24 protein-coding genes are annotated in these 22,102 nt (G+C 67.8%); 13 read left to right on the top strand and 11 right to left on the bottom strand.

From position 1 onward, the window contains the following. Positions 1–20 precede the first annotated feature (20 nt). Positions 21–587, top strand: coding sequence for a LemA family protein (locus tag ASC55_RS05485; protein ID WP_017828718.1), 567 nt, complete (start codon positions 21–23; stop codon positions 585–587). A gap of 10 nt (positions 588–597) precedes the next feature. On the opposite strand, the gene ASC55_RS05480 is transcribed toward ASC55_RS05485, so the two are convergent. Both ASC55_RS05480 and ASC55_RS05475 read right to left on the bottom strand, forming a co-directional pair. Then, positions 598–1,503 (bottom strand): hypothetical protein, encoded by a 906-nt coding sequence (locus ASC55_RS05480; protein ID WP_055873425.1) that lies wholly within the window; start codon positions 1,501–1,503, stop codon positions 598–600. Beyond that, positions 1,500–2,765, bottom strand: a complete 1,266-nt coding sequence (locus ASC55_RS05475) for a winged helix-turn-helix domain-containing protein (protein WP_055873421.1) — start codon at positions 2,763–2,765, stop codon at positions 1,500–1,502. Before ASC55_RS05475 ends, ASC55_RS05480 begins: the two co-directional genes overlap by 4 nt. An 86-nt stretch (positions 2,766–2,851) precedes the next feature. On the opposite strand from ASC55_RS05475, the gene ASC55_RS05470 reads away from it, so the two are divergent. Further along, entirely contained in the window at positions 2,852–4,048 is a 1,197-nt protein-coding gene (locus tag ASC55_RS05470; protein ID WP_200935144.1) for an AI-2E family transporter, read from the top strand. Further along, on the top strand, positions 4,045–5,274 hold the full coding sequence (gene ilvA, locus ASC55_RS05465) for a threonine ammonia-lyase (RefSeq protein WP_017828714.1): 1,230 nt from the start codon (positions 4,045–4,047) through the stop codon (positions 5,272–5,274). The genes ASC55_RS05470 and ilvA overlap by 4 nt, the downstream gene beginning before the upstream one ends. A gap of 69 nt (positions 5,275–5,343) precedes the next feature. On the opposite strand, the gene greA is transcribed toward ilvA, so the two are convergent. Continuing rightward, positions 5,344–5,832, bottom strand: a complete 489-nt coding sequence (gene greA / locus ASC55_RS05460) for a transcription elongation factor GreA (RefSeq protein WP_017828713.1) — start codon at positions 5,830–5,832, stop codon at positions 5,344–5,346. Positions 5,833–5,930: 98 nt separating this feature from the next. Then, the gene (locus ASC55_RS05455) at positions 5,931–6,317 is read right to left on the bottom strand and encodes a DUF4307 domain-containing protein (protein ID WP_055864591.1); all 387 of its coding nucleotides are present in this window, start codon (positions 6,315–6,317) and stop codon (positions 5,931–5,933) included. Between the two features lie 67 nt (positions 6,318–6,384). On the opposite strand from ASC55_RS05455, the gene ASC55_RS05450 reads away from it, so the two are divergent. Then, on the top strand, positions 6,385–6,687 hold the full coding sequence (locus ASC55_RS05450) for a hypothetical protein (protein WP_017828711.1): 303 nt from the start codon (positions 6,385–6,387) through the stop codon (positions 6,685–6,687). Positions 6,688–6,694: 7 nt separating this feature from the next. Here the strand turns inward: ASC55_RS05450 and trhA are convergent, their stop codons facing one another. After that, complete coding sequence (gene trhA / locus ASC55_RS05445) at positions 6,695–7,426, bottom strand: PAQR family membrane homeostasis protein TrhA (RefSeq protein ID WP_055873418.1); 732 nt, start codon at positions 7,424–7,426, stop codon at positions 6,695–6,697. A gap of 98 nt (positions 7,427–7,524) precedes the next feature. Between trhA and ASC55_RS05440 the strand changes: the two genes are divergently transcribed. The 4 genes from ASC55_RS05440 to ASC55_RS17700 all read left to right on the top strand — a co-directional run bounded on the left by ASC55_RS05440 (position 7,525) and on the right by ASC55_RS17700 (position 12,141). Continuing rightward, on the top strand, positions 7,525–8,304 hold the full coding sequence (locus ASC55_RS05440; RefSeq protein ID WP_017828709.1) for an isoprenyl transferase: 780 nt from the start codon (positions 7,525–7,527) through the stop codon (positions 8,302–8,304). 41 nt (positions 8,305–8,345) lie between these two features. After that, the gene (locus ASC55_RS05435; RefSeq protein ID WP_055873415.1) at positions 8,346–9,476 is read left to right on the top strand and encodes an aminotransferase class V-fold PLP-dependent enzyme; all 1,131 of its coding nucleotides are present in this window, start codon (positions 8,346–8,348) and stop codon (positions 9,474–9,476) included. Between the two features lie 158 nt (positions 9,477–9,634). Then, positions 9,635–11,017: a PhoH family protein gene (locus tag ASC55_RS05430; RefSeq protein ID WP_055864581.1), complete on the top strand. Its 1,383-nt coding sequence runs from the start codon at positions 9,635–9,637 to the stop codon at positions 11,015–11,017. 629 nt (positions 11,018–11,646) lie between these two features. Next, positions 11,647–12,141, top strand: a complete 495-nt coding sequence (locus ASC55_RS17700) for an endonuclease domain-containing protein (protein WP_055873412.1) — start codon at positions 11,647–11,649, stop codon at positions 12,139–12,141. Positions 12,142–12,296: 155 nt separating this feature from the next. On the opposite strand, the gene ASC55_RS05420 is transcribed toward ASC55_RS17700, so the two are convergent. Genes ASC55_RS05420 through xseA form a run of 5 tightly spaced genes read right to left on the bottom strand, consistent with a single transcriptional unit; the run spans position 12,297 to position 16,571 of the window. Beyond that, on the bottom strand, positions 12,297–13,691 hold the full coding sequence (locus ASC55_RS05420) for a class II fumarate hydratase (protein ID WP_055864571.1): 1,395 nt from the start codon (positions 13,689–13,691) through the stop codon (positions 12,297–12,299). Continuing rightward, positions 13,688–14,377, bottom strand: coding sequence for a carbonic anhydrase (locus ASC55_RS05415; protein ID WP_017828705.1), 690 nt, complete (start codon positions 14,375–14,377; stop codon positions 13,688–13,690). The genes ASC55_RS05420 and ASC55_RS05415 overlap by 4 nt, the downstream gene beginning before the upstream one ends. Then, positions 14,374–15,018 carry a DUF4245 family protein gene (locus ASC55_RS05410; RefSeq protein ID WP_055864566.1) on the bottom strand — a complete coding sequence of 215 codons (645 nt, stop codon included), beginning with the start codon at positions 15,016–15,018 and terminating at the stop codon, positions 14,374–14,376. The genes ASC55_RS05415 and ASC55_RS05410 overlap by 4 nt, the downstream gene beginning before the upstream one ends. Beyond that, positions 15,015–15,257: an exodeoxyribonuclease VII small subunit gene (locus ASC55_RS05405; RefSeq protein WP_055873409.1), complete on the bottom strand. Its 243-nt coding sequence runs from the start codon at positions 15,255–15,257 to the stop codon at positions 15,015–15,017. The genes ASC55_RS05410 and ASC55_RS05405 overlap by 4 nt, the downstream gene beginning before the upstream one ends. 36 nt (positions 15,258–15,293) lie before the next feature. Beyond that, the gene (gene xseA, locus ASC55_RS05400; RefSeq protein ID WP_055873405.1) at positions 15,294–16,571 is read right to left on the bottom strand and encodes an exodeoxyribonuclease VII large subunit; all 1,278 of its coding nucleotides are present in this window, start codon (positions 16,569–16,571) and stop codon (positions 15,294–15,296) included. Between the two features lie 92 nt (positions 16,572–16,663). Between xseA and ASC55_RS05395 the strand changes: the two genes are divergently transcribed. From ASC55_RS05395 to ASC55_RS05385, 3 genes are all read left to right on the top strand, one after another. After that, the gene (locus ASC55_RS05395; protein WP_372446049.1) at positions 16,664–17,716 is read left to right on the top strand and encodes a 4-hydroxy-3-methylbut-2-enyl diphosphate reductase; all 1,053 of its coding nucleotides are present in this window, start codon (positions 16,664–16,666) and stop codon (positions 17,714–17,716) included. Positions 17,717–17,718: 2 nt separating this feature from the next. Further along, positions 17,719–18,510: an IclR family transcriptional regulator gene (locus tag ASC55_RS05390; RefSeq protein WP_055873401.1), complete on the top strand. Its 792-nt coding sequence runs from the start codon at positions 17,719–17,721 to the stop codon at positions 18,508–18,510. 245 nt (positions 18,511–18,755) lie between these two features. Next, on the top strand, positions 18,756–19,295 hold the full coding sequence (locus tag ASC55_RS05385; RefSeq protein WP_055864555.1) for a DUF6264 family protein: 540 nt from the start codon (positions 18,756–18,758) through the stop codon (positions 19,293–19,295). A 95-nt stretch (positions 19,296–19,390) separates the two neighbouring features. Here ASC55_RS05385 and fbaA read toward each other — a convergent pair whose 3' ends face one another. Further along, positions 19,391–20,419, bottom strand: a complete 1,029-nt coding sequence (gene fbaA, locus ASC55_RS05380) for a class II fructose-bisphosphate aldolase (RefSeq protein WP_017828698.1) — start codon at positions 20,417–20,419, stop codon at positions 19,391–19,393. Between the two features lie 185 nt (positions 20,420–20,604). On the opposite strand from fbaA, the gene glpX reads away from it, so the two are divergent. Together glpX and ASC55_RS05370 are read left to right on the top strand one after the other, a co-directional pair. Then, positions 20,605–21,591, top strand: coding sequence for a class II fructose-bisphosphatase (glpX, locus tag ASC55_RS05375; protein WP_017828697.1), 987 nt, complete (start codon positions 20,605–20,607; stop codon positions 21,589–21,591). Between the two features lie 180 nt (positions 21,592–21,771). Next, on the top strand, positions 21,772–22,056 hold the full coding sequence (locus tag ASC55_RS05370) for a hypothetical protein (RefSeq protein WP_017828696.1): 285 nt from the start codon (positions 21,772–21,774) through the stop codon (positions 22,054–22,056). Positions 22,057–22,102: the final 46 nt, after the last annotated feature.

Here is a 22,102-nt window from a genome sequence, read left to right as displayed (position 1 = left end):
CGAGGAAGGGTGGGGCTCTGATGGAATGGCTCGTGCCGGTACTGATCGTTGTCGGAGTGATCCTGCTCGTCGGCATCTATCTGTGGGCCACGTACAACTCGCTGGTGCAGCTGAACGTCCGCGTCGATGAGGCGTGGAGCGGCATCACGGTGCAGTTGAAGCGACGAGCCGACCTCATCCCGAACCTCATCGAGACGGTGAAGGGCTACGCCTCCCACGAGAAGGCCGTCTTCGAGAACGTCACGCGGGCGCGTGCTGAGACCCTGTCAGCCGGAGGGCCGGGCGAGGCGGGCATCGCCGAGGGGCACCTGCAGCAGGCGTTGCGGAGCCTCTTCGCGGTCGCCGAGGCCTACCCGCAGTTGCAGGCGAGCACGAACTTCCTCCAGGTGCAGCAGGCACTGGTCGACACCGAGGACAAGGTCCAGGCGGCGCGCCGCTTCTACAACGGCGGCGTGCGCGAGCTGAACACCAAGATCAAGGTCTTCCCCAACAACCTGTTCGCCAAGGGACTGGGTTTCTCCGAGCGGGAGTTCTTCGAGGTCGCCGACAGCAGCGCGATCTCCGAACCGCCGCGCGTGCAGTTCTGACGCCGGTCGTTCACCACACCGACAGGAGGAGTCCGTCGGCGGTGAACGCCAGGTCGCCGCGCACGCTCCAGGAGTCCGTCCGATAGGTGGTCGTGCGGGCCTCGCCGTTCTGGGCGGTCCCGGTGACGGTGGCCACGAGCACTCCACCCTCTGCGGTGAAACCGGCGGGAGTCAACGCGATGACCGGTGCCGTGTCGATCCGATAGCGGATGGCATCCACCTCGCGGAACTCGGTCCCCCAGGGGATCCGTATGCCGCATCCGTCGGGGACTTCTGTGCCCCCAGCGGTGCAAGTCTCGAGGAGCGTGTCGAGCTGGGCCTGCGCGACCGCCGTCGCCTCCGGCCGCAGCACGACGTCGAGCGTCGTCGTGGTCTTCACCCCTGGTAGCACCAGCGCCGCGCTCCCGCCCTCGAGCAGTGTCTCCGGTGCGGCGGCGAGGGCGTAGGTCGCGGGGAGCAGCAGTGCAGCCGTCTCCGCCGGAACGGTCGCATCGCCGATCGCGACATCCGACCCGATCGTCGTTTCCACGGTCAGTGTGCCGAGTCCCGTCGCATCGACGCTCCAGCGGCCGTCGACGATGCCGAGCGTCAGCTGCGCGGTGTGCGTCTTGCCGTCGAGCCGGAAGGAGATCGCGACGACGGCCGAAGTGTCGTCGTCTTCGCGTCGGACCGTTGTGACCTCGGAGTCCTCGATGAACGCGGTGGCGGCGGCGAAGGCGACCAGTGCGGTGTCCGACACGTCGATCCCGGTGGCCGCCACGGCGTCGGCGTCACCGGACTCGAGCGCCTGGACATAGGCTAGCGCCGCTTCTTCCGGCGTGGAGGAGCGGTTCGTCGACGACCAGAGCCAGAGCCCCGCGGCGACGAGGACGAGACCGGCGACGCCGCCGAGCAGCCACCACCGGGCCCTGCTCACACCGGAGTCTCTCGCGCGTGCACGTGACGACGCACGGAGGGACCGGTGCCTGCTCCGGCCACCAGCGCCCCATGCAGCGCGTCGGTGGCGTCACCCCACCTCGACACCGAGACATGCTCCAGTCCCTGCCACGCCGCTGCGAGTCGGAGCTCGGCAGCGATCTGCTCGGCATCGCCGGGGTGAGCCTGTGGTTCCCACCAGGCAGATTGCACCTGCAGCGTCGATGTCGCGCGGTCGGACTTGAGATCGACGCGCGCGACGATGCGGTCGCCCACGAGGACCGGCAAGGAGTAGTAGCCGAACCGCCGCTTCTCTGCCGGTACGTAGATCTCGATGCGGTAGTCGAGGTCGAACGCGCGGAGTGCGCGATCCCGAAACCACACCACCGGGTCGAACGGCGTCAGAATCGCCGCCGCGTCGACCTTGCGGGGCAGCACCGCATCCCGATGCCGCCAGGCGGCGAGTGGACGCCCGCCGCGTTCCCAGCCGCGCACCTGCACGGGCTCCAGCTCGCCGGCGTCGACGAGCTCTGCGATCGAGCGCGCGACGGCGGCCCGGTCGCGGATCCGGTAGTAGTCGGCCAGGTCGGACTGCGTCGCGACGCCGCTCGATCGGGCCGCGCGACGGGTCAGCTCACGGATGGCATCGGCGCGGGAGACCTCTTGCGAACGGATGGCGTCAGGGATGACGTGCTCGGCCAGCGCATAGGTGCGCTCGAACCCGCGGCGCCCGCTGATGGCGACATCGCCGGTTCGCCACAGGTGTTCGAGGGCGAGCTTGACGTCGTCCCAGTCCCACCAGGTGCCGCGTTCCCTGGGAGCATCGGCACGGAGATCGGCGGGACGCAAGGGCCCGCGCACACGCAGCTCGTCCTGGACCCACTGCAGCGTTCGCGCGTTGCTCGACATCCAGGACTCTTCGCCCGCCCAGCGTCGGCGGAAGTCGTCCATGCGAAAACGCCACAGCGGCCAGTCCTCGATCGGGATGAAGGTCGCCTCGTGAGCGAGGTATTCCACGTAATGGGTCGTGCGCGAGAGGAAGACACGGTCGAGCAGGGCCGGCTCGTAGGAGCCCAGCCGAGAGAACAACGGCAGGTAATGGGATCGTGCGAACACGTTCACGGAGTCGATCTGCAGCACACCGAGACGATCCATCACCCGGTGCACGTGGCGCCCCGCGACCGATGCGGGCCGCGCGCGGGTGAAGCCCTGCGCGGCCAGAGCGATGCGGCGTGCCTGGGTCGGAGTGAGGGTGTCGGTCACACGGTCAGGGTATCGCCGAGCGCCGACATGCACCCTCCAAGGAAAGATGCGTTCGAGGGCATACGGCGTGACCGTAGACTTGGGCGATGAGTGAGGACCAGCGACCCCGACTGAGAGATCTGTTCCGTCCGCGCCCGGTCTCCACCGAGCGCACCGTGTCGACCGAGGCCGACGAGGCGGTACCGCTGCCACTGCGCATCACGGCGGGCTATGCCTGGCGGCTGCTGCTGATCGCGGCGGCGATCGGCGTCTTCATCTGGCTCGTGATGCTGCTCAAGCTCCTGGTCATCCCCCTCATGGTGGGCATCCTCATCACCGCGCTGCTGTGGCCGGCCTTCTCGTGGATGCTGCGGCGTGGTCTCCCGCGCTGGCTGGCGATCGCCATCTCGCTCATCGGGACGGCCGCCATCGTCACCGGGCTGATGTGGCTCGTCGTCTGGCAGGTGCGTGCTCAGCTGCCCGACGTGCAGCAGCGTTCGACCGAGGCCTTCGATCAGTTCCAGGTCTGGTTGCACGAGGGTCCTCTGAGTCTCTCCGACACGCAGATCGCGAACTACCTGCAGCAGGGACTCGACTTCCTCAACGAGCAGGCGCAGGTGCTGTGGACCGGCGCCCTGGCGATCGGGACCACCGTCGGCCACGTCGCCACGGGCGCCGTGCTGTCGCTGTTCATCCTGATCTGTCTCCTCGCCGACGGCGCAGGCATCTGGCGGTGGACCCTCCGGATCTTCCCGCGCATGGCGCAGCCGGCCGTCGACGGAGCGGCCCGCAACGGCTGGACCACGATCGTGAACTACGCGCGCACGCAGTTGTTCGTCGCGACGATCGATGCGATCGGCATCGGACTCGGGGCGTTCCTGTTGCAGGTGCCGCTCGCGCTCCCGGTCGCCGTCCTGGTGTTCCTCGGCTCGTTCATCCCGATCGTGGGTGCGGTCGTGACCGGCGCCGTCGCCGTGTTCCTGGCGCTGGTGTACAACGGTCCCTGGATCGCGCTCTGGATGCTCCTGGTCGTGCTGGCCGTCCAGCAGATCGAAGGACATATCCTGCAGCCGATCATGATGGGCTCGGCGGTCAAGGTGCATCCGCTCGCCGTCGTCCTCGTCGTGGCGGGTGGAGCGATGATCGCCGGCATCCCTGGCGCACTGTTCGCGGTGCCGTTGGCGGCGTTCATCAACGTCGCAGCCGTGACCATCAGCTCGGGATCCTGGCGCACGGGCGTCGGGCCGAGCGGAGACCTTATCTGGAGCACAGTACCGCGCGAGCGGAGACGGAGGAATCGATGAGCGCAGTCCCCAGCCTGACCGAGTTCGAGCACGCTGCTCAGAGTCTGGCTGAGGTGATCTCGCACACGCCGACGCTGCCGTCGCGAGCGCTCTCCGACATCCTCGGCGCCCCGGTGCTGCTGAAGATGGAGAACCTCCAGCGCACGGGATCCTTCAAGATCCGCGGTGCGGCCTACCGGCTGTCGAAGCTGAGCGCCGAAGAGCGCTCGCGTGGCGTGGTCGCGGCCTCAGCCGGAAACCACGCGCAGGGAGTGGCGCTGGCGGCGCAGGCGCTCGGCATCCCGGCGACGATCTTCATGCCTCTGGGCGTTCCGGTGCCGAAGCTGCTCGCCACGCGCGGCTACGGAGCGGAAGTCGTGCTGGAGGGGGAGACGGTGGCGACCTCGCTGCGTCTCGCCGCGGAGTTCTCCGAGCGCACGGGTGCGGTGCTGATCCATCCGTTCGATCACCGCGACATCGTGATCGGGCAGGGAACTCTCGGACTCGAACTCCTCGAGGACGCGCCCGACGTCGACACCGTCGTGCTCGGCATCGGCGGGGGAGGTCTGATCGCCGGCGTCGCGGCAGCCGTGAAGGCACGCGCTGCCGAGCTCGGCCGCACGGTCCGCATCATCGGTGTGCAGGCCGAGAACGCCGCCGCCGTTCCGCCGTCGCTCGAGGCCGGCGAGCCCGTCGACATCGTCACCCGACCGACCATCGCCGACGGCATCCTGGTCGCTCGTCCCGGTGCCGTCCCGTTCGACATCATCAAGGACCTCGTCGACGAGGTCGTCACGGTCTCCGACGACGACCTGGCACGGGCCATCCTCATCCTGCTGGAGCAGGCGAAGGTCGTGGTCGAGCCCGCTGGTGCCGCCGGTGTGGCGGCGATCCTGGCAGGCAAGGTGACGGGCAGCGGAACCACCATGGCCGTGTTGTCTGGTGGGAACATCGATCCGCTCCTGCTGCAGCGCGTGGTGTCCCACGGACTCGCCGCTTCGGGTCGCTACCTCACGATCCGCATCCCTCTGCCCGACCGTCCCGGTCAGCTGGCCCGCGTCTCCGAGCTCATCGCCGAGGCCGGCGCGAACGTGATCGAGGCCATGCACACGCGCCACGGTCACGGTCTGCAGATCAGCGACGTCATCCTCGAGCTCAGCGTCGAGACGCGCGGTCCCGAGCACTCCGAGCACACGCTCGACACCCTGCGTCGCGCCGGCTTCGAACCCATCCTCGTCCCCGATTGAGCACGACTGCGCATTCACACAGAAGCGCCCCCGCGTCCTGAGGATGCGGGGGCGCTTGCGTGTGGTGTCTCAGCCCGTGTACGTCTCGACGTTCACGATCTCCACGCTGATCTCGCGGCCGTTCGGGGCCTCGTACGACGACTTCTCGCCGACCTTGAGGCCGAGGATGGCCTGGCCGAGCGGGCTGGCTTCGCTGTAGACATCGAGGTCGCTGCCTGCGGCGATCTCGCGGCTGCCGAGCAGGAACACCTCTTCGCCTCCGGCGACGAGGGCGGTGACCACGGTGCCGGGCTCGACGATTCCGCGGCTGGCCGGAGCTTCGCCCACCTTGGCGGTCTTCAGCAGAGCCTCCAGCGTGCGGATGCGCGCTTCCTGCTTGCCCTGCTCGTCCTTCGCGGCGTGGTATCCGCCGTTCTCCTTGAGGTCGCCCTCTTCGCGGGCCGCCTCGATGCGCTTGGCGATCTCGTCGCGGCCGAAGGTGGACAGGTGCTCCAGCTCGGCGACGAGCCGGTCATACGCTTCCTGCGTGAGGAAGGGAACCTGAGCATCGGTGGACATGACGAAGCTCCTTCTTTCGGGATCCCTCCGGCATGCTGCGGGGGATATGCCAAGACGCCCCGGCACGGTGCCGGGGCGTCGTCTTGTCTGGCACGAGTCTAGGCGACCCAGCAGGTGTTCACCAAACCTGTGGTGGCCTCCGACACCGTGGGGATCGTGACGGAGCGAGCCTGCGAGTGGCTGTCTCCGGCCTCGATCTCGACGATCTTCCAGCCGACGACACCGAACTCCTCGTCGAGGGCCTCGACGGCGCACACCACGTCTTTGCCCTGCACTCCGGTGACCTGGAAGGTGATGTTCACGGAGTGCTCGTCGACGAGCTCGAAGCCCAGATCGTCCGCGTCGACGGAGGCCATCGACTGGGCCACGGTCATCCAGCTGAAGGCGCCGACGATCAGCAGTGCGATCGCACCGCCGATGATCCACGGCGCGCGGCGTCGTCGGGTTCGGCCATAGCGTTCATCGAGCTCTTGTGCGGTCGTCACGGGTGGGTCTTCCGGTCGTTAGGCTGGTGTTACCAGGTTATGCGACCTGCGTACGAAAGGCCGATTCATGTTCTCTCTGTCCGAGACCCCGATGCCGACGCCGAGCATGACCGTCGACCCGGTGTCGGTCACCCCGGGGTTCGTCGGCTTCGCCGCGATCGTCGTGGTCGTGATCGCGGTGATCCTGCTGATCTGGGACATGAACCGCCGCATCCGCCGCGTCCGATACCGCGAAGAGGTGCGCGACGAGCTCGACGCCGAGGAAGCGGCGCGGGCCGAGGGCGATGCCGCCGCGGCTCCCGGAAAGGGTGCGCCGACCTCGGACGGCACCGCTGCCTCTGACACCGACGGCGATACGCCCGCTCGCTGACCTCGCGTCACGGCGCGCCCAGCGAGGGCGACAGCGGCGACAGGGCGATGAGCAGGCATGCGGTCCAGTGGCAGAGGAATGCGAGCACCGTGCACACGTGGAAGATCTCGTGGAACCCGAAGTGCCCGGGCCAGGGGTTCGGCTTCTTGAGCGCGTAGACGACCGCGCCCCCGGTGTACAGGAGCCCGCCGACGATCACCAGCACCATCATCGCGAAGTTCGCGTTCATGAGATCGACGAGGTACATCACGGCTGCCCAGCCGAGCAGCAGGTAGAGCGCGACGTAGAGCCAGCGCGGGGCGTGGATCCAGAACACGCGGAAGAGGATGCCGACCAGCGTGCCTCCCCACACCAGGCTGAGCAGCAGCACGCCCTTCTCCGGCGGCAGCGCCAGCACCGCCAGCGGTGTGTAGGTACCGGCGATGAGCAGCAGGATGTTGGCGTGGTCGATGCGCTTGAGCAGCACCTTCACCTTCGGCCGCCAGTCGATGCGGTGGTAGAGCGCCGAGTTGCCGAACAGCAGCAGTGACGTGAGCATGAACACGGCGGAGGCCCACTTGGCCGCGGCGCCCTGGGACACGATGATCAGCACGACACCGGCGACCAGCGCCACCGGGAACGTGCCGGCATGGATCCATCCTCGCCAGGTCGGCTTGGTCTCGACGGCGGCATCGACGGCCGCGGCTTCGAGCAGAGGCAGCTGAGGGACGTCGGGACCGGAGGGCTCGGGAGTACTCACACGCTCACTCTAAGCCGACCCGCATACCGTGCAGGGCACATATATCCCAGCTTCCGCACACGATGCCGCAGGCCCCGGCACGGTAGCGTAGGGAGGTGATGTCACGCGAGAGCCCGGGGCGAGGGCCGCTGTATCGGCTCTACACCAACAGGTTGCGACGCCACCTCGATCCGGCCACGGTGCCGCATCATGTCGCGATGATGATCGACGGCAATCGCCGGTGGGCGCGTCAGCTCGGATTGGACACGCCCGCGGAGGGACACCGCGCAGGCGCTGCAAAGATGCGCGAGTTCCTCGGCTGGTGCGACGAGCTCGGCGTGCGCGTGGTGTCGCTCTATCTGCTCTCCAGCGACAACCTGAGAAAGCGCGACTCCGCGGAGCTCGCCGACCTCATCGAGATCATCGCCGAGCTCGCCGAGGCCCTGTCGCAGGAGGGGAACTGGCGAGTGAAGCACGTCGGACGCTCCGACATCCTCCCCGCAGAACTCGCACGGGTGCTCTCTGATGCGGAGAACCGCACCAAGGATCACACCGGACTGCACGTGAATCTCGCCGTCGGCTACGGCGGGCGTAATGAGATCGTCGACGCGGTGCGGAGCATCATCGCGAAGCATGAGGCCTCCGGTGGCACACTGGAGGACCTCGCCGCCCACCTCACGCCCGAGATGATCGGCGAGCACCTCTACACGGGTGGGCAGCCCGATCCCGATCTCGTGATCCGCACGAGCGGGGAGCAGCGGCTCAGCGACTTCCTCCTGTGGCAGAGCGCACACAGCGAGTTCTACTTCGTCGAGGCGTTGGGCCCCGACCTGCGTCAGGTGGACTTCCTTCGCGCGATCCGCGACTACGCCGACCGCGACAGGCGCTTCGGTCGCTGACCCGGCGACGGGCCCGCGCAGACCCGTGCCACAATGACGAAGTGAGCACTTTCCAGGACTATGTCGACACCTTCGACAACGAGTCCGGCTACCTGAACTGGGCGGCGTTCGGCCCGCTGTCGCCTTCCGTGCGCGAAGAGGTGTTCGCCGACGCCGACCTGCTCGGAAGCGGACGACCATCCTCCCTCTCCCTGGTCGCCGAGCGCATCGGTCAGGCCCAGGAGCTCGTCGCCGAGCTGCTGGGCGGCGACGCCGACGACGTCACCCTGCAGCCGTCTTCGACCCACGGACTCATGCACGCGCTGTTCGGCCTGTCCGGCGGTGTGATCGCGAGCACCGCTGAGTTCCCCAGCGTGAGCCTGACCCTGGAGCGCGCATCGACGGCATCGGACCGTGCGATCATCCCGCGGTGGATCACCCCGGAGGACGGACGCGTGACCGCTGATGCCGTCAGGGAGGCACTGGATGACGAGGTGGTCGCCCTCGCCGTGAGTCACGTCGACTTCCGCACCGGGTATCGCACCGACCTGGCGGCGCTTCGCGAGGCGATCGGTCCCGACCGCCTGCTCATCCTCGACGCCGTCCAATCGTTCGGCGTGATCGACGTCGACTACTCCGCGGCCGATGTGGTGGTCGGACACGGCTACAAGTGGCTGCGCGCCGGCCGGGGCAGCGCCTTCGCGTGGTTCTCACCCCGCGCCAGAGAGCGCATCTCGCCCGTGCTCTCCGGTATCACCGGAACGACGGCCGCCGGTCTGTTCGTCGACGAACTCCCGGCGCCAGCGCCCTCGGCTCGGGCCTTCACCGTGAGTCAGCCGGACACGCTCGCCGCGGGACGACTCGCGATCGGTGTGCGCGATGTGCGCGATGCCGGTGTCGCCGCCATCGAGGAGCGCCTCGCGGAACACGTCGACACCGTGATCGAGATCGCCGACCGCCATGGGATCGAGGTGCGCTCCCCGCGTGATCGCGTCGAGCGTGCCGGCATCGTGGCACTCGCCCCGGAGGAGCCCGCACGCCTCGCCGCGGCACTCGCCAACGCCGGTCTCGTCGTGACCGCACGTGGATCCTCGGTGCGGATCGCGCCCCACGCAGGCACGGATGCGGCGACGTTCGCGCTTCTCGATGAGGCCCTGCACGCGTTCGGCAACGAGACGTTCACCAGCGCTTAACGAATCGCTGGCGTGTCGAGTCCGCGTTAATCGCCCACGCGGTCGTACGTTCTAGGCATCGGGCAAGGCGCCCGTTCGAGTCGGCCTCAGGTTGACGACTCGTGACCCCCTGGTCGACTCGTTCGAATAGCCGGGATTACCCGGGTCGGGAGTGGGTCGTGACCACACGTACAGCGCAGCAGGCCACAAGCACCGCGCAGCAGTCCACCCGTAAGACCACGAGGCGAGCATCGTCCGCCGATCCGGATCAGGATCTGCGCACCTATGTCCTCGACACCTCGGTCCTGCTGAGCGATCCGCAGGCGTTCTTCCGGTTCGCCGAGCACTCGGTCGTCCTCCCCGTCGTCGTGATCACCGAGCTCGAGGGAAAAAGGCACGATCCGGAGATCGGCTACTTCGCGCGGCAGGCCCTTCGACACCTGGATGACCTGCGCATCGAGCACGGACGCCTGGATTTCCCGGTCGAGGTCGGTGAGGGCGGCACTCTCCGGGTCGAACTCGCGAACACCGACTCCTCGGTGCTCCCGGCCGGTATCCGCCTCAGCGACAACGACACCCGCATCCTCTCGGTCGCGATGCATCTCGCGCAGGACGGTCAGGACGTCACGATCGTCTCGAAGGACCTGCCGATGCGTGTGAAGGCTGCATCCCTGGGCCTGCGCGCCGAGGAGTACCTCGCCGAGCAGGCGGTGGACTCCGGGTGGACCGGGATCTCGACGCTCGACCTCTCCGGCGACGACATCAGCGACCTCTACGAGAGCGAGGTCGGCATCAGCGAGCAGGCTCGCGGCCTTCCGGTGAACACCGGACTGATCATCCACTCCGAGCGCGGCTCTGCGCTCGGTCGGGTGACCGGAGACGGCGAGTACCGACTGGTGCGCGGAGACCGCGACATCTTCGGGATGCACGGCCGTTCGGCGGAGCAGCGCATCGCGATCGACCTGTTGCTCGATCAGGAGGTAGGCATCGTCTCCCTCGGCGGACGCGCCGGCACCGGCAAGTCGGCGCTCGCGCTCTGCGCAGGACTCGAGGCGGTTCTGGAGCGGCAGCAGCAGAAGAAGATCATCGTGTTCCGACCGTTGTTCGCGGTCGGCGGGCAGGAGCTCGGCTACCTCCCCGGTGACCAGGGCGAGAAGATGGGCCCGTGGGGGCAGGCGGTGTTCGACACGCTCGGCTCGGTCGTCTCGGGCAACGTGGTCGAGGAGGTGATCGAGCGTGGATTGCTCGAAGTGCTCCCGCTGACCCACATCCGTGGGCGCTCCCTGCACGACGCGTTCGTGATCGTCGACGAGGCCCAGTCTCTCGAGCGCAATGTGCTGCTGACGGTGCTGAGCCGCATGGGACAGAACTCGCGCGTGATCCTCACGCACGACGTCGGCCAACGCGACAACCTCCGCGTCGGCCGACACGACGGGATCGCCAGCGTGATCGAGACGCTGAAGGGACACGAGCTCTTCGGCCACGTGACCCTGACCCGCTCCGAACGGTCGGCGATCGCCGCGCTCGTCACCGAGCTCCTGGAGGGTGGAGAGCTCAGCTGACGGCGTGAAACAGCGGATGCCGCGAGGAACGAGTCCTCGCGGCATCCGCTGTCACCTGTGCGGGGTGACTGTGCACAGCGGCCGGGCACTCGGCCGGGGTCAGCCCGGATGCATGAGCCATGGCCGCTTGCAGGATGGTTCCTCCTCCCCGCCTCAGACATTCGTCGGTTCCTCATGCATCCGGACAGGGGGAGAAGGAGTATCGACCTGCACATCTGCGTGCTTCCAAGACCTGTCCACCAGTTGCGTGGGCGTGGCGGCGTCGCGGGGAGGTACGCAGCCAGGATCGAGGGATGATCGACGTCGAATTCATCCTCGGACACCTCGGCGGGGTCGCGCGCGGAACGCGACTTCAGGCATTCGGCTGTTCGCGCTCGCGACTGGGGGCCGAGTGCACGGCAGGACGGCTCGTGCGGGTACGGCCAGGCGTCTTCGCCTCGACGGGAGCGGCGTCGGAGGTGGTCGCCGCAGCGGCACACGGAGGCGCACTCACATGTGGGAGCGCGTTGAGGCTCCGTGGAGTTTGGACCCTCGAGGTCTCGAATGAGGTGCATGTCTGGATGGGGCTGGGTGGGCGACGGCATCACCCGAAGCCGTGCGCGTGCGTCGCTCACTTCACTCCCGGGCGTATGGACGTCGGGATCGCCCCGATTGAGGTCGCACTGGTGCATGCGTTCGGCTGCTACGGAGAGGAGTTCTTCTTCGCCGCGTTCGAGTCTGCGTGGAACAAGCGGATGCTGACGGCGGTGGCCCGCGCGAACGTCCGCGCGGCCCTTCCCTCGATAGCGCGCTGGCTCATCGATCTCGCGCGCCCTGATGCGGAGAGCGGCCTGGAATCGGTGGTGCGGCTGAGGCTCCACCTGATCGGGGTCGCTGTGCGCGCGCAGGTGATCATCGACGGTGTCGGACGCGTCGACTTCGTCATCGAGGGTCGAGTCATCCTGGAGGCAGACGGTCGGGAGAACCATGACGGACCGGCGAATCGCCACCGGGATCTCATGCGCGACGCCGTGGCCTCACGTCTCGGATTCGAGACGCTGCGTTTCGACTACGCGATGATCCTGCACTCCTGGGATGTGGTCGTGGCAGCGATCGCAGCGGCTCTCGGGCGGGCACGCGCCTGACCGTGACACCTGCATGAGTACTTGCCGGATGCATGACTGCTCACCGTCATGCGCTCCGGCATCCGTGGCCAGGTCATGCATGTGAGCGGTCCCCCAAGAACAGCGGATGCCGCGAGGAACGAGTCCTCGCGGCATCCGCTGTTTCGTGGGGGAATTCAGCCCGGGTGCGTCATCGACAGCAGGTCGAGCTTCTCGTCGAGCTGCTCGAGGGTGAGGTCGCCGCGCTCGACGTAGCCGAGGTCGATCACGGCGTCGCGCACCGTGATGCCCTTGGCGACCGAGTGCTTGGCGATCTTCGCCGCAGCCTCGTAGCCGATGAGCTTGTTCAGCGGAGTCACGATCGACGGGCTCATTCCCGCGAATGCGGCGGCCCGCTCGACGTTGGCCTGCAGACCGTCGATCGTCTTGTCAGCGAGCACGCGCGAGGCGTTCGAGAGCAGACGGATCGACTCGAGCACGGCCGTGCCCATGACCGGGATGGCGACGTTCAGCTCGAAGGAGCCGGATGCGCCGGCCCAGGCGACTGTCGCGTCGTTGCCGATCACGCGTGCGCACACCATCAGCACGGCCTCGGGAACGACCGGGTTGACCTTGCCCGGCATGATCGAGGAACCAGGCTGCAGGTCGGGGATGTGCAGCTCGCCGAGACCCGTGTTGGGGCCGGAGCCCATCCAGCGCAGGTCGTTGTTGATCTTGGTCAGCGAGACCGCGATCGTGCGCAGCGCGCCGGAGGCCTCGACCAGTCCGTCGCGGTTGGCCTGCGCCTCGAAGTGATCCTTGGCCTCGGTGATGGGCAGCTCGGTCTCTGCCGCGAGCAGCGCGATGACCTTCTGCGGGAAGCCGAGCGGGGTGTTGATGCCGGTGCCGACCGCGGTGCCGCCCAGCGGGACCTCGGCGACGCGGGGGAGGGCCGACTGCACGCGCTCGATGCCCAGGCGGATCTGACGGGCGTAGCCGCCGAACTCCTGGCCCAGGGTCACCGGGGTGGCATCCATCAGGTGGGTGCGGCCGGACTTGACGGCGTCCTTCCACAGCTCGGCCTTCGCCTCGAGGGCGACGGCGAGGTGGTCGAGCGCGGGGATGAGCGTGTCGATGAGGGCCTGGGTGACCGCGATGTGCACGGAGGTCGGGAACACATCGTTCGACGACTGCGAGGCGTTCACGTGGTCGTTGGGGTGGACGGTCGCGCCGAGGATGCGCGTCGCGAGCGTCGCCAGAACCTCGTTCATGTTCATGTTCGACGAGGTACCGGAGCCGGTCTGGTAGGTGTCGACCGGGAACTCGCCGTCGTGGTCTCCGGAGGCGACCTGGTCGGCGGCCTGGGCGATCGCATCGGCGATGGCACCGTCGAGAGTGCCGAGCTCCTTGTTGGCCAGCGCCGCGGCCTTCTTGATGCGGGCCAGGGCAGCGATCTGGGTCGATTCCAGTCCCTTGCCCGAGATCGGGAAGTTCTCCACGGCGCGCTGGGTCTGCGCTCCGTAGAGTGCGTTCACGGGCACCCGCACCTCACCCATGGTGTCGTGCTCGATGCGGTAGTCCTGCTCGGTCATTCCGAACCCTCCTTGGTTGCGGGGTCAGTTCCCTCGGTGGTGACGCCGTCGGCGTCGATTCCGACCGTGATCACGGGCACCGCGGTGCCCTCGGCCAGACGGTAGTTGGCGCCGACGATGCCCAGGCGACCCGCGGACACGGCGTCGCTGATGATCTCGGACGACTGCAGCAGATCACTCACGGTGTTGCGCAGATGCTCGATGCCGACCAGTTCCGAGTCGATCTCGGCGACGGTGGTCCCGCCGCTCTCGGCCAGCACCTTCCGCGCGGCGGGGACGATGGGGGCGATCAGCTTCCAGATGTGCGGGGGCAGGGGAGCGGCATCGATCGCGGTGCCGTCGATCGCCGCACGCACGGCGCCGCAGGAGTCATGGGCGAGCACGACGATCAGCGGCACCTCGAGCACCGCGACGGCATACTCCAGGCTCGCGACGATCGACTCGCCGATCACCTGTCCGGCGTTGCGCACCACGAACAGGTCGCCGAGGCCGAGGTCGAAGATGATCTCGGCGGCGAGGCGCGAGTCGGAGCAGCCGAACAGGGTGGCGACCGGATGCTGCGCTGCCGTCAGATCCTTGCGACGGGCGACGTCTTGATTCGGGTGCCGGGGCTCGTCCTGCACGAAACGGCGGTTGCCGTCCTGCATCTGCTTCCAGGCGGCTGTGGGGGTCAACGGGTGCGTCATGGGGCCTCCGAGATGATGCGGATCTGCGGAATGAGGGATTCGGCGAGTTCGGCGGTCGAATCGGCCGAGCGCGAGCCGTAGAGCAGGATGTAGTCGTCGCCGGCCTGCGTGCCGATGGCATACGTCACGTTCGCGTTCGATTCGGCGTTTCCGGGCTTGTAGACGTCCCAGTCGAGGCCGCCGATGCGCACGGTGTCAGTCGGGGCGATGCCGTTCAGACGCTGCGGAGCCCAGGAGGAATCGGCGTCGAAAGCCTGGGCCACCTTGATGAAGCCGCGCTCCGTGTCGGACTTCGGGGCCAGGGTGACCTCCCACACCACGGTGGCGCCACCCTGCATCTCGGCGCCGTTCGCGCGCCAGAAGTCGCCGAGCTCCGGGATCAGCACGGGGCGTTCCATCGACGACTCCACGCCCTCGGCGACGGCGGCGACATCCAGTGGCTTCTGCTCGACCGGCGTGCCGCGAGGGACGGCGAAGATGATGACCGCGACCACGGCGACCGTGACCAGGAGAGCGGCCACGAGGTTTCGCACCGTCTGGCTCGACCGGTAGGCCTTGCTGAACGCGGCCTTGCGGGCGGCGGTCTCTTCCGGAGTCTCGGGGCGGCCGAGCTCGGCAATGATCGGGGGCTGCTTGCTCACGAGTCTCCTGCCGGCGTCTCGACATCGGATGCCGCGCTACGAGCCGCGTCGAGGCGGCGCTTGGCGCCCAACAGCCACTCTTCGCAACGGGCGGCGAGAGCCTCACCACGTTCCCAGAGGGCGAGCGAGTTCTCGAGGGTCGGGGATCCCTGTTCGAGTTCGGCGACGACCTTGACGAGCTCGTCTCGAGCCGCCTCGAACGACAGCGTGTCCACAGGGGTGTCGTTCAGGGCGCTCACTCCTCCATCTTACGTCGTGTGCCGCGGGTGTCCGGCTCAGGCGTCTTCAGCGATCTCGCCCTCCGAGCGGGCGGTCAGCGAGCCCCGGTCGAGGGTGATCGTGAGCGTGCTTCCGGCCGGGGCATCGGCGGCGTCGCGCAGGATCACGCCCCCATCGAGGTGGGCGATCGCGTAGCCGCGAGCCAGGGTCGCGGCGGGCGAGAGCGCGCGGAGCGAAGCCCGAAGCTCTCCGGTGCGGCGTCCGGCGTCGTCGAGCTGTCGGTTCACGGTGTCCCGGCCGCGTCCGAGCAGCAGCCAGATCTCCTGGGCGCGGGCGTCGATGATCGGAGCGGGCGAACGCAGCACCGGGCGGGAGCGGAGCTGCTCCAGTTGAGCGATGTCGTGTGTGAGGCGCTGCGTGAGCCTCGTGGTCGCGCGGGACCGCAGCTGCGCGATGAGCGCTCGCTGCTCACCGACATCGGGGACGACGCGCTTGGCGGCGTCGGTCGGCGTCGAAGCCCGCAGATCCGCCACATCGTCGAGCAGCGGATGGTCGTTCTCGTGCCCGATCGCGCTCACGACGGGTGTGGCGGCCGCGGCGACGGCGCGCACGAGCCTCTCATCGCTGAAACCGAGGAGCGTCTGCGGGTCTCCACCGCCGCGGGCGATGATGATCACATCGACCTCGGGGTCGGCGTCGAGCCGGGCGAGGGCGGCGAGCGTGTCGGGAACGCAGCGGTCGCCCTGCACGGCGGCGTACTCGGTGCGGAAGCGCACCTGCGGCCAGCGCAGCTCGGCGTTGCGGTGCACATCCTTCTCGGCGTCCGAGCGCTCGCCCGTGATCAGGCCGATCACATGCGGCAGGAAGGGCAGGCGCTTCTTGCGCGAAGAGTCGAACAGGCCTTCCTGTCGCAGCTGCGCGCGCAGCTTCTCGAGGCGCTCGAGCTGGTCGCCCAGCCCGACGTGCTTCATCGCGGAGACCGCGAAGCTGAAGTCGCCGGCCTTGACGAAGTAGTCGGCCTTGACCGCGGCGACCACATGATCGCCGATGCCGATGTCGGAGGGGATGCGCCCGCGCACGCTCGACCACACTCGGATGGAGATCTGCGCGTCGGAGCGGGTGTCCTTCAGCCGCGCGAACACGTTGCCGGCGCGCACATTCCAGGAGGTGATCTCTCCCTCGACCCAGACGGTGTTCCACCGTGCGATGAAGTCGCGGATGGTGGCGTTCAGCCGGGTGACCGAGGTGGGGGCGTCGGCCGTCGAGTCGCGGGGTGCGACGGAATCGGCCGGTGGCGTCTCGCCCCGGCCAGTGGTCGCTTCGAAGACTGTCATCCGCTCCCGTTCCCGCTCCCGAGTCTCCCCGGCCTCGCACAGCTGCGCGGCGGTAGAATTCAAGGGTGACTTCGACTGCCGTTCATCTCCCCGTGCCCCGCCTTCCACGAGTTCGTGCGGCGGCCGGGCGGCTTCAGGATAACCCGGTGGCCGGACACAAGCGGGTTCTGCTCGCCGCACCGCGCGGATACTGCGCGGGTGTGGACCGTGCCGTGGTGGCCGTGGAGAAGGCCCTCGAGCGCTACGGCGCCCCGGTCTACGTGCGCAAGCAGATCGTGCACAACATCCACGTGGTGACCGAGCTCGAGGAGAAGGGCGCCATCTTCGTCGAAGAGGTCGATGAGGTCCCTGAGGGGGCCCACGTCGTCTTCAGCGCTCACGGTGTCTCGCCGGCAGTCGTGAACGCGGCATCCGATCGAGGACTCCACGCGATCGATGCGACCTGCCCGCTCGTCACCAAGGTGCACCGCGAGGCCGTGCGCTTCGCACGCGACGATTTCGAGATCCTGCTCATCGGCCACGAGGGCCACGAAGAGGTCGAGGGAACAGCAGGGGAGGCCCCGGAGCACGTCACCGTCGTGAACTCTCCGGAGGAAGCCGACACCGTCGTGGTGAAGGACCCGAACAAGGTCGTCTGGCTCTCGCAGACCACCCTCTCGGTCGACGAGACGATGGAGACGGTCAACCGTCTGCGCATGCGATTCCCCGAACTCCAGAATCCACCGTCCGATGACATCTGCTACGCGACGCAGAACCGTCAGGTCGCGATCAAGAAGGTGGCCGCCGGAGCAGACCTGGTGATCGTCGTCGGCTCATCGAACTCGTCCAACAGCGTGCGCCTCGTCGAGGTCGCCCTCGAGTACGGGGCGAAGGCCGCCTATCGCGTGGACTACGCAGAAGAGATCCAGCAGGAGTGGCTCGACGGGGTCGAGACCGTCGGCGTGACCAGCGGGGCATCCGTGCCCGAAGTACTGGTGCGCGAGGTGCTCGATGCGATCGGCGACGCCGGCTACCGCGACATCGAAGAGGTGAAGACGGCAGAGGAAGACCTCATGTTCTCCCTGCCCAAGGAACTGCGTCAAGATGCTGCGGGTCAGCGCGACGCGCGGGCCCTCGGAGGTCGCGCGTCCGGAGGAGGCGCTTAGCAGTGAGCGCCGCGGAGGCGGAGCCCACCCTCATCGGGTCGGTGCAACGCGCTCTGCGGCTGGTCGACATCGTCGCCAACTCACCTCGGCCGCTTCCTCCCAAGATGCTCGCGGCCATCACCGGTCTGACCCCCGGTACCACCTACAACCTGGTGCGCACGCTCGTGCATGAGGGATACCTCTCCTCGGAACCGGACGGTGTCGTGCTGGGCGCCCGGTTTCCGTCGTTCCAGCAGCAGATCGGCTCGCGGGGAGTGTTCCTCGCCCGCGTGCGCGCAGCGCTGCGCGAGGTGACCGAAGACGTGGGAGCCACGGCGTATCTCTCCCGCTTCGATGACGGGGAGATGCACATGGTCGACATCGTCGACGCCGTCCGCAATCCCCGGATCGAGCTGTGGGTGGGGCTGCAGTCCAGCGCTCACGCGACTGCGCTGGGCAAGCAGATCCTCGCGGAACTCCCGGAAGCCGATCGCCTGGACTACCTCTCGCGGCATCGTCTGCCCGAGCTCACACCGCACACCATCACCGATCGCAGGGCATTGCTGACGCAGCTGGAACGCTCTCCGGGGTGGACGATCGATCAGGAGGAGTACGCGATCGGCGCCACCTGCGTCGCTGTGCCGGTCATCGCCCCCGGGGTCATCGCCTCGCTGGCGATCTCGCTGCCGGCCGATGGCGCCGTGGTCGATCGCACCCTCGTCTCGGCGCTCCAGCGCACTGCACGCCATCTCTCTCTGCAGCTCGGGGCTGACGTGCTGGACGAGGGCTCCTCCGGAGCCGAGTTCACTATCTGAAGGAGGGCCCCTGGCGCGTCGGCACGCGTTTTCCTACTATGGGAACAGTGGCGGCATACGTGAACGTCACCGATCGCCTCTAGCGTCCCCAGCGCTGGCGGTCAATCTGGATGAGGAGCGTCCCCACGCTCCACGTCCGCGGCCCCGAGAAGTCCCCACTTCTCCGGGGCCGCTATCGTTTGTGCCCCACAGGGTGAGGTCGCCCGCTGTGAACCGGCCCGAGGTTGTGCCGTTAGCATGGCGGGATGAGCGACCAGAGGCCCCAGTACGGCGAACTCGCGACCCCCGAGGAACAGCGACGAGCCGCCGGCCTGCCCCCGCTCGACGAGGTCGTGATCGCACCGCCCTCGGCGCCACTGCCGCCCGCGGTTCAGGCTGGGAACCCGGTGAACGAGTCTTCGACGAAGCGGTCGCATCCTGTCGATCGCTTCGCGACGATCGTGATGCTCGCTTACGGACTGATCAACGTCGTCATCACCGGTCTGTCCTACCTGGATCTGCCGAGCGTCATGAACCAGACCATGAAGGTCGTCGGCATCGAGGGGGAGTTCACGAACTTCGCGCAGGCGAAGACCTGGGGGATGATCGCCGCGATCGTCCTCGTCGTCGGATGGTCGATCACCGCCGCGCTCTCGATCCGGCGCCTGCGTCGTGGCCGCCTCACCTGGTGGCTCCCGATCGTCGGAGCGATCGTCACCATGGGCGTGGTCTCCGTCTGCATCGCGGTGCCGATGATGAGTGACCCTGCCTTCGTCGCCCACCTCGAGCAGATGACGACCCCCTGACCTCAGCCGGTCGACGTCGACGTACGCCGGCCCATCGGGGACGCACAAGGGGCCCGGCAGGAATGCCGGGCCCCTTCTGCTGTCTCGTTCGCGGATCAGCTCTGGGACTGTCCGTACGAGCCGAGCTGACGGGTCGACTCGACCACGCGGGCGGCCATCGCCGACTCGGCGATCTTGCCCCAGGCGCGCGGGTCGTACTGCTTCTTGTTGCCGACCTCGCCATCCACCTTCAGCACGCCGTCGTAGTTCTTGAACATGTAGTCGGCGATCGCACGCGTGTAGGCGTACTGCGTGTCGGTGTCGATGTTCATCTTGATGACACCGTTGGCGACCGCGAGGGCGATCTCCTCATCGGTCGAGCCGGAGCCGCCGTGGAACACCAGGTCGAGAGGCTTGGCGCCGGTGTTGTACTTCGCTGCGACCTCGGCCTGGATCTCGCCGAGCAGCTCAGGGCGCAGCTTGACGCCACCGGGCTTGTACACACCGTGCACGTTGCCGAAGGTCAGGGCGGCGATGTAGCGGCCCTGCTCGCCGAGACCCAGCGCCTGAACCGCCTGGTCGACATCGGCGAAGGTCGTGTAGAGGGCCTCGTTCGAGCCCTCGTGCTGCACGCCGTCCTCTTCGCCGCCGACGACGCCGATCTCGACCTCGAGGATGGCGTTGATGTTCTTCATGCGGGGGAGCAGGTCCTTGGCGATCTCGATGTTCTCCGCGAGGGGAACGGCGGAGCCGTCCCACATGTGGGACTGGAAGATCGGGTTGCGGCCGGCCTTGACCTCTTCCTCGGAGGCGGCGATCAGCGGCTCGACGAAACCGGCCAGCGCGTCCTTCGGGCAGTGGTCGGTGTGCAGCGCGACGGTGATCGGGTAGTTCTTGGCGACCTCGGTGGCGAAGCGCGCGAACGCGAGCGCGCCCGCGGCACGAGCCTTCACCGTGTGACCGGCGAAGTAGTCGGCGCCACCCGTGGTGACCTGGATGATGCCGTCGGAGCCGGCCTCGGTCAGCCCCTGGAGGACGGAGTTGATCGTCTGCGAGCTGGAGACGTTGAATGCGGGGTACGCGAAGCCGCCGGCCTTCGCGCGGTCGAGCATTTCGGCGTACTGATCCGGTGTGGCGACGGGCATGAGAACTCCTGCGATAGGGGAAGCCGGGACAGCTGCCACTCTATCGGGGCGCGCACGCTGATACCGCAGCCCAGATCTCCGCCGAGCACGATGGCTTCTGCCTGGCTGTTAAGAATTCGGATTCCTTCGTCGGATCCGGCTCGAAAGCCAGCGGATTTGGACACGAGGGTGGCTAGGCTGACCGCATGGTGAGTCTGACAGCGGATCTGAGCCCTCTTCGTCCCGACCGTAACCTCGCGATGGAGCTGGTGCGTGCGACGGAGGCTGCGGCCATCCGTGCGGTCCCCTTCATCGGTCGCGGAGCCAAGGAGGCGGCGGACGGCGCCGCCGTCGACGCGATGCGCGCGTTCCTCGGCACGGTCGACTTCCAGGGACGAGTGGTTATCGGCGAGGGCGAGAAGGACAACGCCCCGATGCTCTTCAACGGCGAGGTCGTCGGCACGGGCCGTGGACCGCTCTGCGACATCGCGGTCGATCCCATCGACGGCACCTCGCTCACCGCGGCCGGACGTCAGAACGCGCTCTCGGTGATCGCCGTCTCCGACCGTGGCACCATGCTCGACGCCTCGACCGTCTTCTACATGGACAAGCTCGTCACCGGCCCGGCAGGCGTCGGAGTCGTCGACATCCGTCTTCCCATCGGCGAGAACATCCGCAAGCTCGCCGGCGCGCTCGACAAGCCTGTCGACGAGATCGTCGTCTCGGTGCTGAACCGTCCGCGTCACGAGCAGCTCATCCAGGAGATCCGCGATGCGGGTGCCGGCACGCGTCTCATGAGCGACGGTGACGTCGCCGGTGGCATCAACGCCGCCCGTCACGATGCTCGCACCGACATGTGCGTCGGCGTCGGCGGCAGCCCTGAGGGCATCGTCACCGCGTGCGCGATCAAGGCTCTCGGCGGACACATCCAGGGACGCCTCTGGCCGCGCGATGACGATGAGCGCCAGCGCGGCATCGATGCGGGTCTCGATATGGACAAGGTCTACGAGGCCGATGATCTGGTGCAGGGCAACAACACGATCTTCGTCGCCACCGGCGTCACCGACGGCCAGCTCGTCGCCGGTGTCCGTCGTGAACGCGGCTACGTCTACACCGAGAGCGTCGTGCTCCGAGGAGCCTCCGGAACGCTTCGTCGCATCGCTTCGGAGCACCTCGTCTCGAAGTGGCTCTGATCCTTCGCTCGTCCTCTGACACGTGATCATCGCCGGCGACATCGGCGGCATCGTTATCGAGCCGGTACCGCCTCACAGCCGCTCGATCCACGGTTCTCCGGGGTGCCGTGTCACAATTGTCACTGGGTTTGTCGCCGTCGACGGAGCCGCCAGGCACCGCAGGCACAGGAGGGCGAACAGATGACAACGCAGCACACGAGCGGTTCGAAGGCCGCCCCGACGAAGATCATCACGACCAACACGGGGCGCATCCTCCGGGTGAGCGCAGATGCGGAATCCGTTCCGACGCCCCCGGTCACGACGCCACCGGCCGCGATGGTCGATCCGGCTCGTCGCGCCGACGTCCTCTTCCGCGTCCGCCGCGATGAAGGGCACGAGATCAGCTCCTGGTGGATGATCGGAGCGTTCCTGGCCACCAGCGGACTCGTCATCCTGCTGCTCAGCGGCGTTCCCGGCATCGCCTGATCCGTCGTCGCTGAACGCCCGCGGAGCTACCGCACCACCGGCTGAT

Source organism: Microbacterium sp. Root322, from assembly GCF_001425645.1.
Classification (GTDB): Bacteria; Actinomycetota; Actinomycetes; order Actinomycetales; family Microbacteriaceae; genus Microbacterium; species Microbacterium maritypicum.
The sequence above is the reverse complement of the archived record's forward strand: the minus strand, read 5'-3'. Positions and strand labels throughout refer to the sequence as shown.

Bases quoted from the DNA above. Each gene is read 5' to 3' on its own strand.
- glpX (WP_017828697.1), top strand. From the start codon at position 20,605: ATGGTGAGTCTGACAGCGGATCTGAGCCCTCTTCGTCCCGACCGTAAC.
- greA (WP_017828713.1), bottom strand. From the start codon at position 5,832: ATGTCCACCGATGCTCAGGTTCCCTTCCTCACGCAGGAAGCGTATGAC.
- ASC55_RS05470 (WP_200935144.1), top strand. From the start codon at position 2,852: ATGAGTGAGGACCAGCGACCCCGACTGAGAGATCTGTTCCGTCCGCGC.
- fbaA (WP_017828698.1), bottom strand. From the start codon at position 20,419: ATGCCCGTCGCCACACCGGATCAGTACGCCGAAATGCTCGACCGCGCG.
- ASC55_RS05485 (WP_017828718.1), top strand. From the start codon at position 21: ATGGAATGGCTCGTGCCGGTACTGATCGTTGTCGGAGTGATCCTGCTC.
- ASC55_RS05450 (WP_017828711.1), top strand. From the start codon at position 6,385: ATGTTCTCTCTGTCCGAGACCCCGATGCCGACGCCGAGCATGACCGTC.
- ASC55_RS05440 (WP_017828709.1), top strand. From the start codon at position 7,525: ATGTCACGCGAGAGCCCGGGGCGAGGGCCGCTGTATCGGCTCTACACC.
- ASC55_RS05420 (WP_055864571.1), bottom strand. From the start codon at position 13,691: ATGACCGAGCAGGACTACCGCATCGAGCACGACACCATGGGTGAGGTG.
- xseA (WP_055873405.1), bottom strand. From the start codon at position 16,571: ATGACAGTCTTCGAAGCGACCACTGGCCGGGGCGAGACGCCACCGGCC.
- ASC55_RS05415 (WP_017828705.1), bottom strand. From the start codon at position 14,377: ATGACGCACCCGTTGACCCCCACAGCCGCCTGGAAGCAGATGCAGGAC.
- ASC55_RS05370 (WP_017828696.1), top strand. From the start codon at position 21,772: ATGACAACGCAGCACACGAGCGGTTCGAAGGCCGCCCCGACGAAGATC.
- ASC55_RS17700 (WP_055873412.1), top strand. From the start codon at position 11,647: ATGGACGTCGGGATCGCCCCGATTGAGGTCGCACTGGTGCATGCGTTC.
- ASC55_RS05385 (WP_055864555.1), top strand. From the start codon at position 18,756: ATGAGCGACCAGAGGCCCCAGTACGGCGAACTCGCGACCCCCGAGGAA.
- ilvA (WP_017828714.1), top strand. From the start codon at position 4,045: ATGAGCGCAGTCCCCAGCCTGACCGAGTTCGAGCACGCTGCTCAGAGT.